A 12,648-nucleotide genomic window follows, 5' to 3' on the forward strand; every position below is an offset into this window, starting at 1 on the left:
CAGCCGAGATCCGAAAAAGTGTCACCCTGCCTCGATTTTTTTAGTTCCTGGCGACGACGGTGATCCAGTAGCCGCGCATGCGCGTCTGCACGTCGACGGGATAGGTGGAGGCCAGCATGGTCAGCGTCCGGTCCGTATCGCCCAGCGGGAAGGAGCCGGACACGCGCAGCGCGCGCACCTCGGGCGCGCACTGCAGCAGGCCGGGGCGGTAGCGCGACAGTTCGGCGCAGAACGCGGCCAGCGGCATGGCGTCGGCCATCAGCATGCCGTGGGTCCAGGCCGTGGCCTCGGGCTGCAGGGGCTGGGGCGAGGTCACCTCCCCCGCTCGCAATACCGTTTGCTGACCGGCTTGAACGACCAGCGCCGGGCTGGCGGCGCCGCGCAGCGTGACCTCCACGGCGCCCTCGGTCACGGCCAGGCGCACGGGGCCGCCGTCCGCCCTGCCCCCTTCTTGCCGCACGGTGAAACGGGTGCCCAGCGCGCGCAGCCGGCCATGGGCGGTATCCACGACAAAGGGGCGGTGCGGCGTGGCGGTATCGGCCGCCGTTTCTATGGAAATCGCGCCCTGGCGCAAGGTGAGCAGGCGCAGTGCGCCATCAAACCGGATGTCCACCGCGCTGGCCGTGTCCAGCAGGAGGCGGCTGCCATCGGCCAGATGCTCGGTGCGGCGCTCGCCGGTGGCGGTGCGCAGGTCGGCGCCCCAGCCGCGCTGGTCCGCCGCATACCAGGCTTGCCAGGCCAGCCAGCCTGCAGGCGCCACGGCCAGCAGCGCGGCCAGCCGGGCCACGGCGGCGCGGCGCTGGGCGCGGTGGCTTCGGGGCCGGTCCAGCGCCGGCATGGCCAGCGCTGCAGGCAGGCCGCCCAACTTGCCCAGCAGCCGCTCGGCGCGTTCCCAGGCCAGGGCATGCTGTGGGTCGGCCTGGCGCCAGCGCTCGCAGGCGGCGCGGTCGGCGTCGGTGGCGCCGCTGTCGTGCAGGAGCATCAGCCATTCGGCGGCCTCGTCGAGCACGCGCGCTTGCAGGGGCGTCTCCATCACGCCATTGCAACCAGGCATTGGCGAAACGCCTGGGCCATGTAGCGCTTGACGCTGGTGAGCGAGACCTCCAGCTGCTGCGCGATGTCCTCGTACTTCATGCCGTCCAGCTGGGACAGCAAAAACGTGCGCCGCACGATGGGCGGCAGCGCGTCCAGCATGGCGTCTATCTCGTGCAGGGTCTCCAGTACCAGGGCGCGCTGCTCGGGCGAAGGCGCCACGGGCTCGGGCAAGGCGGCCAGGGCTTCGAGGTAGGCGCGCTCCAGCGCCTGGCGCTTGTACCAGTTGACGAGCACGCCCTTGGCCACCGTGGTCAGGTAGGCACGCGGCTCCTGCACACCGGCCAGGTCGCGCACGCCCAGGATGCGCACAAAGGTGTCCTGCGCCAGGTCCGCCGCATCCGCCCCGTTGCCCAACCTGCGGCGCAGCCAGCCCTGCAGCCAGCCATGGTGGGCGGCGTACAGGGAGGCGGCTTCTCGGTGCTGGGGGGTGGAGGCTGGGGCGGATGGCATGGTAGGACCCGATGGCTTGAAGGCGGGAGGCACCATCAAACAAGAATCATTCTCAAATCATTGTAACCAGCGGAATCACTTGCCTAAGAGTGCCATCAGGCGGACCATCCAAAGGCGAACAGTGGGAGCAAGTGCGACCAGAGTGGCTGACATCCAGCTGCTGCGCCGGATCGGTATCATTTAGAAACAATCAATCATCAGCTCAGCATCCATCAGGAGAGCGAACCATGTTCGAAACGCGGGTAGCAGGCACGGCAGGACAACAGGCGCTGTGGAGCACGCTGGACAAGGCCATGGCGCTGGCGGAATTTACGCCCGAAGGCCGGCTGATGCGCGCCAATGCCAATTACGAGGCCATCCTCGGCTATCCGGCCACCGGCATTGAAGGCCTGCTGCACAGCGATCTGTGCACGCAGGCCCAGGCCGACCCGGCCGCCTACGGTCAGTGGCGCCAGCGCTGGGGCGCGGGCGAGACGGTTTCGCGCGTGGGAGAGCACCGGCGCCGCGACGGAAGCACGTGCTGGCTGGAGGCCACCTATGCGCCCGTGCTCGATGCGGCCGGCGCCCTCAGCCATGTGCTGTGCATTGCCACCGATGTCTCGGCCCGCATGCTGGCCGACCGCCGGCGGCAGGAGCACATGCGGCGCCTGTCCCTGGTGGCAGACGCCACCGACGCGGCCGTGGTGATCGCCGATGGCAACTGGACCATCAGCTATGTGAATGCGGGCTTCAGCCGCATGTTCGGCTGGACCAGCGAGGAAGTGGTGGGCCGTGCGCCCATCGCCCTGCTGGTGCCCCATGCCTCGCCCGAGTTCACGGCCGCCTACCGTGCCGAGCTGGACGCGGGCAAGCCCGTGTACCGTGAGGAGATCCTGGTGGGCAAGGACGGCGAGCGCTACTGGGTCAGCGCCCAGGCCAATCCCGTGATGGGGCCGGACGGGCGGCTGCAGACCACGGTGACGGTGATCACCGACATTACCGAAGCCAAGATGCATGAGGTGCTGCAGCGGCGCGCCCTGGAGGCCATGGCCCGCGACCAGCCGCTGACCGAGGTGCTGGACCTGGTGTGCCGCGAGGTCGAGCGCATTGCGCCCGATATCGCGGTCTCGGTGCTGGAAGTCGATGACCAGAACCGCCTTCATCCGCTGGCCGCGCCCAGCCTGCCGGCCTCCTATTCGGCGGCGCTGGACGGCGTGCCCATCGGCCCCAATGTCGGCTCCTGCGGCGCGGCGGCCTTTCACAACCGGCCCGTGCTGGTGGGCGACATCGCCACCGACCCGCTGTGGGCCGACTACAAGCACCTCATCCTGCCGCTGGGGTATACGGCCTGCTGGTCCACGCCCATCTGCGGGCTGCAGGGCGGCGTGGCCGGCACCTTTGCCTTCTACTACCGCCATTTCAACCGGCCCGGCCCCGATCCCTTCCACCAGCGGCTGGTGGAGGCCTGCACCGACCTGTGCGCGCTGGCGCTGGAGCGCGAGCAGGCACGCCGCCGCATCCGGCAGCTGGCCTTCTACGACGGGCTGACCACCCTGCCCAACCGCAGCCTGCTGCTGGCCCAGGCCGAGCAGGCGCTGTCCGTGGCTTCGCACGAGGGCCACGAGCTGGCCGTGGTCTTCATCGACCTGGACCGTTTCAAGCAGGTCAACGATTCGCTGGGCCACCCGGCCGGCGACCGGCTGCTGTGCAGCGTGGCCCAGCGCATTCAGGCGGAGCTGCGCACGGGCGACATTGCCGGACGGCTGTCGGGCGACGAGTTCGTCATCGTGCTGCCACACTGCGGCGGTGCGCAGGCGGCCGAGGTGATAGAGCGGCTGCAGTCGGCACTTGGCGAGCCCTGCATGATCGACGACGTGTCCCTGGCCAGCACGGCCAGTTGCGGCATTGCCGTGTTTCCCGCCGACGGGCGCGACATGGAGACCCTGCTGCACCGCGCCGACATGGCCATGTACCAGGCCAAATCCGGCGGGCGCGGGCTCTACAGCTTCTTCAGCCCCGAGATGAACCGCCTGGCCCAGGAACGCCTGGTGCTGGAGACGGCGCTGCGCGATGCCCTGCGCAGCGGCGGCCTGCGACTGCACTACCAGCCCCAGCTCGACCTGAAGGACGGGCGCCTCTACGGCGTGGAGGCCCTGGCGCGCTGGAGCCATGCGGAATTCGGCGAGATCTCGCCCGCACGCTTCATTCCGCTGGCCGAGGAATGCGGCCTGATCGGCGAGCTGGGCACCTGGGCACTGCGCGAGGCCTGCCGCCAGCTGGGCGAGTGGCGCAGCCGGGGCATCGACGTGCCGGCCATGTCGGTCAACCTCTCGCCCACCAGCTTTCACAACCTGGACCTGCCGCGCATGATTGCCGACACGCTGGAGCACAACGCGCTCAAGCCGCAGGACCTCACGCTGGAGATCACCGAAAGCCTGCTGCTGGACACCAACCCGGGCACCATGCGCACGCTGCAGGCCGTGCATTCCCAGGGCGTGCGCCTGTCCATGGACGACTTCGGCACGGGCTACTCCAGCCTCAGCTACCTGCGGCGCCTGCCGGTCAGCGAGCTCAAGCTGGACCGCAGCTTCGTCGCCGACCTGGAGCACGACGAGGCCGCGCAGGCGCTGAGCAACGCCATCCTGGGCATAGGCCGCAGCCTGCACCTGACCGTGGTGGCCGAGGGCGTGGAGACGGCAGCGCAGAACACCATCCTGCGCGAACAGGGCTATCCGGTGGCACAGGGCTATCTGTTCTCGCGCCCGCTGCCGGCCGCTGATCTGGAGCGGTGGCTGCAGGCATCGAGCGCGCAGGCCGGCCTGACGACGGACGTGTGAGCGGACCAGGCCATGCGCGCGGAGACCTTGGCCGGCAAAAGTAACAATCCGCAATAAATATTCGGACTGGACCTATTTTTCCCTAAGCCTCGCCGGCAAGTGACCGATATCTGCGGCATGGCGGCGGCTGAGTGTCGGCCCCGCTGATCGCCACAGATCGCCACCGTTTCCGCCGACTCCCAGCCCCAGCCGCTCATCCGCTTCCGCTCTTCGCCATACGGCACTCCCCCACCATGATGTTTTTCCGCAATCTGAAGCTGGCCCCCAAGCTGCTGGCCTCCTTCATCGCCCTGCTGCTGCTGACCGCAGGCCTGGGCCTGTTCTCCGTGGTCCAGCTGGACCGCGTCAACCAGACCGCCACCGACCTGGCCCACCATTGGATGCCTGCCGAGCGCGTGCTCCTGGAGATGCGCTACCAGCTGCAGCGCTACCGCTCGCAGACCATGCAGCATGTGCTGGCCACCTCCATGGAAGAGATGGCCGTCTACGACAAGAACATGCCTGCGCTGTGGTCCGAGCTGCTGAAGAACCAGCAGGCCTTCGAGCGCTATGCCAATACGGCACGCGAGCGCGAGCTGATGGCCGGCATCAAGGACGACCTGGGCCAGTACGCGCAGCACACGGCAAAGATCGTGGACCTGTCCCACGCCCTGCGCACCGACGAGGCATCCGAGCTGCTGCGCGGCGATTCGGTCAAGACCAGCCGCGCCATCAACAGCAAGCTCGATGAACTGATCAAGCTCAACGCCCAAGGCATCGAAGATGCCAACCAGGCCGGTGACGACATCTTCACGGCTGCGCGCTGGTGGGTGATCGCCCTGCTGGTGGGCGCCGTGGTCTTCGGCCTGGCCATGGCCCTGCTGATCGCCCGCAGCGTGGCGCGCCCCCTGCAGCAGGCCGTGAGCCTGGCGCAGGCCGTGGCCGCAGGCGACCTGGGCAGCCGCATCGAGGTGCATGGCAAGGACGAGACCGGCCAGCTGCTGCTGGCCCTGCAGCACATGAACGAAAGCCTGCAACGCATCGTGGGCCAGGTGCGCCAGGGCACGGACTCCATCGCCACGGCCAGCGGCCAGATCGCATCGGGCAACCAGGACCTGTCGGCCCGCACCGAGGAGCAGGCCAGCTCGCTGGAGCAGACCGCCGCCTCCATGGAGGAGCTGACCTCCACCGTCAAGCAAAACGGCGCCAACGCCCAGCAGGCCAACCAGCTGGCCGCCGCCGCGTCCCAGGTCGCCGTGCGCGGCGGAACGGCCGTGGCCCAGGTGGTGCAGACCATGTCCGCCATCAACGATGCCTCGCGCAAGATCGTGGACATCATCGGCGTCATCGACTCCATCGCCTTCCAGACCAACATCCTGGCGCTGAATGCCGCCGTGGAAGCGGCCCGCGCCGGCGACCAGGGCCGGGGCTTTGCCGTCGTCGCCTCGGAAGTGCGCACCCTGGCCCAGCGCTCGGCCGCCGCCGCCAAGGAGATCAAGCAGCTGATCGACGACTCGGTGGGCAAGGTCGAGGAAGGCAGCGCCCAGGTCGATTCGGCCGGCAAGACCATGGAGGAGATCGTGGCCAGCGTGCGCCGCGTGACCGACATCATGGGCGAGATCTCGGCCGCCAGCCATGAGCAGACGGCCGGTATCGAGCAGGTCAACCAGGCCGTCACGCAGATGGACCAGATGACCCAGCAGAACGCGGCCCTGGTCGAGGAATCGGCGGCGGCCACCGGCGCCCTGCAGGCCCAGGCCAAGGCGCTGGCCGAGGTGGTGAGCGTGTTCAAGCTCTCGCCGTCCACCGGCATGCTGAGCAGCAGCCGCGGTGTCAACCACGCCGCCGCCGTGGCAGCGCCCCGCCAAACACCGGCGGCGCCCCGTCCGCATCTGGCGCCTGCCGCTCCCAAAGGCGCTGTGCCCGCACGCGCATCGGCCGCCCTGCCTTCTGCAACTGGTGCGGCCGGTGCAACCCCTGCTCCGGCAGGCGCCGCGCGCCCGGCCCAGCCGGCGCAGCCGGCCCGGCCTGCCGTGACCGCACCTGCCAGGGCCAAGGCCAAGGCGGCCAGCACGGCCTCCGACGACGATTGGGAAACCTTCTGAACCAGGTTTTCACCCGCCCCGCCCGGGGGCGGACACACCGGCCAAGGCCCGACCAGCTCCTGCTGGCCGGGCCTTTTTTCCGGGCGCCTCGCAGGCGGATCACGCCCCTGCCATGGCCAAGCCCTTCAAATCTGCCATGATCGACCGCTGCAAGCCCTTGTTTTGAAAGCCCTCGCCAGTCTGCCGCCCTCCCGCAGCCCCGCGCGACAGGCGCTTGGCCCGGCACGGTGCCCCAGCATGAGAAAATCGGCGATTCAGCCAAGAACACATTCATCAGAAGACGGAACACATCATGGAAGCAGAACGCATCAACCTCATCGGCAACACCCTCGAAGATCTGTCGCAGCGGACGGCAGATCTACGGAGGTATCTTTGACTACGATGCAAAGTACGAACGACTGCGCACGGTAAATGCCTCGCTGGAAGATCCCAGCGTCTGGAACGACCCCAAGAAGGCCCAGGAGCTGGGCAAGGAAAAGAAGCTGCTCGACGGCGTCGTGCTGACGCTGCAAAAGCTCACCACCGAGCTGGCCGACAACGCCGAGCTGTTCGAGATGAGCAAGGAAGAAGGCGATGAGACCGGCCTGCTCACCATCGAGGGCGAGACCGCCAAGCTGCAGCCCCTGATCGAGGAACTGGAGTTCCGCCGCATGTTCGGCAAGGAAGCCGATCCGCTGAACTGCTTCGTGGACATCCAGGCCGGCGCCGGCGGCACCGAAGCCTGCGACTGGGCCGGCATGCTGCTGCGCCAGTACCTGAAGTACGCCGAACGCAAGGGCTTCAAGGCCACGGTCGAGGAAGAGACGCCGGGCGACATCGCCGGCATCAAGAGCGCGACCATCCACATCGAGGGCGAGTACGCCTACGGCCTGCTGCGCACCGAAACCGGCGTGCACCGCCTGGTGCGCAAGTCGCCCTTCGACAGCTCGGGCGGCCGCCACACCAGCTTTGCCTCGCTGTTCGTCTATCCCGAGATCGACGACTCGATCCAGATCGAGATCAACCCCTCGGACGTGCGCACCGACACCTACCGCGCATCGGGCGCCGGCGGCCAGCACATCAACAAGACCGACTCGGCCGTGCGCCTGACGCACATCCCGACCGGCATCGTCGTGCAATGCCAGGATGGCCGCAGCCAGCACAGCAACCGCGACGTCGCATGGCAGCGCCTGCGCTCCAAGCTCTACGAGCACGAGATGCAAAAGCGCATGGTGGAGCAGCAAAAGCTGGAGGACACCAAGACCGATGTGGGCTGGGGCCACCAGATCCGCTCGTACGTGCTGGACAACAGCCGCATCAAGGATTTGCGCACCAACGTCGAAATCTCGGCCACCCAGAAGGTGCTGGACGGCGACCTCGACGCTTTCATCGAAGCCTCGCTCAAGCAAGGCCTCTGATTTCAAGCCCCTGGGCGGCACCGGCCGCACAGGGGCTTGAACTCTGTCCCCTGATATTGGCATAGGAAGGAATCTGTATGCTGCAACTGCGTGACGGGCAGGCCCCTGCCACCGCCATCCACCGCGCCGACTACCAGGCTCCTGCCTGGTGGATCGACACCGTGGACCTGACCTTCGATCTCGATCCGGCCAAGACCCGCGTGCTCAACAAGATGCGCGTGCGCCGCAACACCGAGGTGCCGGCGCAGCCGCTGCGCCTGGACGGCGATGAACTGAACCTTGCGCGCGTGCTGGTCAACGGCGGCGGCACCTCGTTCAAGATGGACGGCGACCAGCTCGTGCTGGAGAACCTGCCCGAGGGCGGCGACCCCGTCGATCTGGAAATCTTCACCACCTGCGCGCCCGCCAAGAACACCAAGCTCATGGGCCTGTATGTGAGCCAGGGCACGTTCTTCACCCAGTGCGAGGCCGAGGGTTTCCGCCGCATCACCTATTTCCTGGACCGTCCCGACGTGATGGCCATGTATACCGTGACGCTGCGCGCCGACAAGACCGCGTACCCGGTGCTGCTGTCCAACGGCAACCTGGTCGAGCAAGGCGCGCTGGAAGACGGCCGCCACTTCGCCAAGTGGGCCGATCCGCACCGCAAGCCCAGCTACCTGTTCGCCCTGGTGGCCGGCAACCTGGTCGCGCGCGAGCAAAAGATCAAGAGCCGCGCAGGCCGCGACCACCTGCTGCAGGTCTACGTGCGCCCCGGCGACCTGGAGAAGACCGAGCACGCCATGAACTCCCTCATGGCCAGCGTGGCCTGGGACGAGGCCCGCTTCGGCCTGTCGCTGGACCTGGACCGCTTCATGATCGTCGCCACCAGCGACTTCAACATGGGCGCCATGGAGAACAAGGGCCTGAACGTCTTCAATACCAAGTACGTCCTGGCCAGCCAGTCCACGGCCACCGACACCGACTACGCCAACATCGAGTCCGTCGTCGGCCACGAGTACTTCCACAACTGGACCGGCAACCGCGTCACCTGCCGCGACTGGTTCCAGCTGTCGCTCAAGGAAGGCCTGACCGTCTTCCGCGACCAGGAATTCAGCATGGACATGGCGGGCAGCCCCTCGGCACGCGCCGTCAAGCGCATCGAGGACGTGCGCGTGCTGCGCACCGCCCAGTTCCCCGAGGATGCGGGCCCCATGGCCCACCCGGTGCGGCCCGACAGCTACATCGAGATCAACAACTTCTACACCGTCACCATCTACGAAAAAGGTGCCGAGGTCGTGCGCATGCAGCACAACCTGGTGGGCCGCGAAGGCTTCGCCAAGGGCATGAAGCTGTATTTCGAGCGCCATGACGGCCACGCAGTGACCTGCGACGACTTCGCCCAGGCCATGGCCGACGCCAACCCCGACAGCGAACTGGCCCGGCGCCTGGACCAGTTCAAGCGCTGGTACAGCCAAGCCGGCACGCCCCAGCTGCGCGCCGAAGGCAGCTATGACGCGGCCGCCCGCACCTACACGCTGACCCTGAGCCAAAGCTGCGCGCCCACGCCCGGCCAGGCCGAGAAGCTGCCCTTCGTCATCCCCGTGCAGATGGGCCTGCTGGGCCAGGACGGCCGCGCGCTGACCCTGCGCCTGCAGGGCGAAGATGCGCAGGCAGCCGGCGACAGCCGCCTGCTGGTGCTGTCCGAACCCAGCCACAGCTTCGTCTTCACCGACGTGGACCAGGAGCCCGTGCCCTCGCTGCTGCGCGGCTTCAGCGCCCCCGTGGTGCTGCAGCACAGCGACAGCGATGCCGCCTTGCTGACCCTGCTGACCCATGACAGCGATGCCTTCAACCGCTGGGAAGCCGGCCAGCGCCTGGGCCTACGCATCGCGCTGCAGGCCATTGGCGACACCTCCATCACGGCAGACGCCAGCGGCCAGATCGCCGCTGCCCTGCTGCCCTCCTCCTTCGTCGAGGCCATGCGCGGCGTGCTGCGCCATCCGCAGCTGGATGCAGCCTTCAAGGAACTGATGCTGACCCTGCCCGGCGAAAGCTACATTGCCGAGCAACTGGCCGTGGTCGATCCGCAGCGCGTGCACGCCGTGCGCGAAGCAATGCGCCAGCAACTGGCCACCGAACTGCAGGCCGACTGGCAGCAGGCATGGCAGGAGCACAGCGACACCGGCGCCTACCGCCCCGACCCCGTCAGCTCCGGCCGCCGCGCCCTGTCCGGCATGGCACTGTCCATGCTGTGCCTGGCCGCGCGCGCCTCGGGCGACACGGTCTGGCCCGGCAAGGCGCTGCAGCGCTTCAAGGACGCAGGCAACATGACCGACCGCATGAGCGCCCTGACGGCACTGGTGCAAAGCGGCCACCCGCTGGCCGCCCAGGCCCTGGCGCGTTTCCACAAGCTGTTCCAGCACGATGCACTGGTGCTGGACAAGTGGTTCGCGCTGCAGGGCGGCGCCTGCGACCGTGGCGGCAACGTGCTGCCGGCCGTCAAGCAGCTGATGAAGCACCCCGACTTCCAGATCAAGAACCCCAACCGCGCGCGCAGCCTGATCTTCAGCTACTGCAGCGCCAATCCCGGCGCCTTCCACCGCGCCGACGCGGCGGGCTACGTGTTCTGGAGCGAGCGCGTCATCGAGCTGGACGCCATCAACCCCCAGGTCGCCGCCCGCCTGGCGCGTGCCCTGGACCGCTGGAGCAAGCTGGCCGAGCCCTACCGCACGGCTGCACGTGAAGCCATCGCCCGCGTGGCGGCTCGCGCCGAACTCAGCAACGACGTGCGTGAAGTCGTCACCCGCGCCCTCGCGGATTGACGAGCCACCCCCTGAGTCGCTTCGCGCCTTCCCCCTTGCAGGGGGACGACACCCTCGGTGCGAGGCGGCTCTTCCTCGGTGTCCCTGGCTTGAGCAGCGCCTGTTTTATGCTGCAAGCCAGGAATCACTGAAATGCTGTTCATCAGCAGATGCATACGCCATGCCGCATCTGCTCCCGGATTTTTAGGAGTTGAACCCATGAAGAAAAACGTCAGCCTGACCCGCTACCTGGTCGAGCAGCAACGCGTGGACGGCCTCATCCCCGGCCAGCTGCGCCTGCTGCTGGAAGTCGTGGCACGCGCCTGCAAGCGCATCAGCCAATCCGTCAACAAGGGCGCCATCGGCGACGTGCTGGGCACGGCCGGCAGCGAGAACGTGCAGGGCGAAGTCCAGAAGAAGCTGGACATCATCGCCAACGAGGTGCTGATCGAGGCCAACGAATGGGGCGGCCACCTGGCGGCCATGGCCTCCGAGGAAATGGAAGGCATCTACCTGGTGCCCAACCGCTACCCGCACGGCGAGTACCTGCTGATGTTCGATCCGCTGGACGGCTCGTCCAACATCGACGTCAACGTCTCCATCGGCACCATCTTCAGCGTGCTCAAGAAGCCCGAAGGCCACCCCGGCGTGACCGAGCAGGACTTCATGCAGCCCGGCACCCAGCAGGTCGCGGCCGGCTACTGCATCTACGGCCCGCAGACCACCCTGGTGCTGACCGTGGGCGACGGCGTCTCCATGTTCACGCTGGACCGCGAGCAAGGCTCCTTCGTGCTGGTGCAGGAAAACATCCGCATCCCCGAGGACACCAAGGAATTCGCCATCAACATGTCCAACATGCGCCACTGGGACACCCCCGTCAAGCGCTACGTGGACGAATGCCTGGCCGGCGTGGAAGGCCCGCGCGGCAAGGACTTCAACATGCGCTGGATCGCCTCCATGGTGGCCGACGTGCACCGCATCATGACCCGCGGCGGCATCTTCATGTACCCCTGGGACCGCCGCGAGCCCAACAAGCCCGGCAAGCTGCGCCTGATGTATGAAGCCAACCCCATGGCCTGGCTGGTCGAGCAGGCCGGCGGCGCCGCCACCAACGGCAAGCAGCGCATCCTCGACATCCAGCCCACGCAGCTGCACGAACGTGTGAGCGTCATCCTCGGCTCGAAGAACGAAGTCGAAAAAGTGACGCAATACCATTCCGAGGCATGAATTTGCCGTTATAATTTTTTTCTGTCGCCGGTGTAGCTCAGTTGGTAGAGCAGCTCATTCGTAATGAGAAGGTCGAGGGTTCGATTCCTTTCTCCGGCACCAAACAGGAAGCCCCTGGTTCGCAAGAGCCAGAGGCTTTTTTCATGCTGCCGCGGGCATACCCCCCTGCGTCCTGCCGGTAGGAGCGCTGCCAGCCCTCTGTCGCGCAACGGCTCGCAGGCAGGGCCGGCCTCTGCCATTGCTTCGGGTCGCAGCCGGGACCCGTCATTTGCCGCCTGCGCCGCCTGCAGCCCGTTCGGGCGAAATACACGCAGCGGTCCTGCTTCCAACCTCCATCACACGTGACCTGCCGGCGCCGGACGGAAAAAGGGCTGCGGGCCCGTGCACGCGCAGGAACGCTCGGCAGCCGATATGAACTTGATGCCGGCAACGGAGCGTCCCATACAAATACCTATTTCCAGTGATATACCACTTTCCGTGCGTCTCCTATGATCGCGGCTTCCTCTCATTTCAGCGATATTCATTGGAGCAAATGGTATTAATGAAAATGAAAAATCATTTCAACAAGAATCTCATTTGCGAGAATAGTCGATAAACGTTTTCAGGAAAAGCTATTGAAAACACCTTCTTGAGACAAATAAATAGCCAACAACCATCGCCAATGGCTATTGACACTCCCCACTCCCCTGACAGGACGCTACGACACGTATTTCCCAGGGGAGACGGATGCGTTCGCATTGCGAAGCAGCGAATGGTGCCGTCAGTAATTTTTCTTGAAATTTCTTAACAATTCGTA

Annotated in this window: 7 protein-coding genes and 1 tRNA gene; 6 read left to right on the top strand and 2 right to left on the bottom strand. The window is 66.7% G+C overall.

The genetic code is table 11. The annotated features are described in order from the left end of the window. Positions 1 to 40: 40 nt before the first annotated feature. Complete coding sequence (locus ACRSCF_RS16775) at positions 41 to 1,054, bottom strand: FecR domain-containing protein (protein WP_244386148.1); 1,014 nt, start codon at positions 1,052 to 1,054, stop codon at positions 41 to 43. Continuing rightward, positions 1,033 to 1,545, bottom strand: a complete 513-nt coding sequence (locus ACRSCF_RS16780) for a sigma-70 family RNA polymerase sigma factor (protein ID WP_154834539.1) — start codon at positions 1,543 to 1,545, stop codon at positions 1,033 to 1,035. Before ACRSCF_RS16780 ends, ACRSCF_RS16775 begins: the two co-directional genes overlap by 22 nt. Positions 1,546 to 1,772: 227 nt before the next feature. On the opposite strand from ACRSCF_RS16780, the gene ACRSCF_RS16785 reads away from it, so the two are divergent. From ACRSCF_RS16785 to ACRSCF_RS16810, 6 genes are all read left to right on the top strand, one after another. Continuing rightward, positions 1,773 to 4,361 (top strand): sensor domain-containing protein, encoded by a 2,589-nt coding sequence (locus ACRSCF_RS16785; RefSeq protein WP_034364002.1) that lies wholly within the window; start codon positions 1,773 to 1,775, stop codon positions 4,359 to 4,361. A 233-nt stretch (positions 4,362 to 4,594) separates the two neighbouring features. Then, on the top strand, positions 4,595 to 6,445 hold the full coding sequence (locus ACRSCF_RS16790) for a methyl-accepting chemotaxis protein (RefSeq protein WP_244386150.1): 1,851 nt from the start codon (positions 4,595 to 4,597) through the stop codon (positions 6,443 to 6,445). A gap of 292 nt (positions 6,446 to 6,737) precedes the next feature. Then, positions 6,738 to 7,842 (top strand): peptide chain release factor 2 gene (gene prfB / locus ACRSCF_RS16795; protein ID WP_126312227.1). Its coding sequence is split into 2 segments (ribosomal slippage): positions 6,738 to 6,818 and positions 6,820 to 7,842, totalling 1,104 coding nucleotides; the frame shifts between segments, so codons are not numbered across the junction. Between the two features lie 77 nt (positions 7,843 to 7,919). Further along, positions 7,920 to 10,646 carry an aminopeptidase N gene (pepN, locus tag ACRSCF_RS16800; RefSeq protein WP_244386155.1) on the top strand — a complete coding sequence of 909 codons (2,727 nt, stop codon included), beginning with the start codon at positions 7,920 to 7,922 and terminating at the stop codon, positions 10,644 to 10,646. 198 nt (positions 10,647 to 10,844) lie between these two features. After that, positions 10,845 to 11,852, top strand: a complete 1,008-nt coding sequence (locus ACRSCF_RS16805) for a class 1 fructose-bisphosphatase (protein WP_012205101.1) — start codon at positions 10,845 to 10,847, stop codon at positions 11,850 to 11,852. Positions 11,853 to 11,878: 26 nt separating this feature from the next. After that, positions 11,879 to 11,954, top strand: a tRNA-Thr gene (locus ACRSCF_RS16810). Positions 11,955 to 12,648: the final 694 nt, after the last annotated feature.

It is taken from the genome of Delftia sp. 11MD, assembly GCF_050907895.1.
Taxonomy (GTDB): Bacteria; Pseudomonadota; Gammaproteobacteria; order Burkholderiales; family Burkholderiaceae_C; genus Comamonas; species Comamonas tsuruhatensis.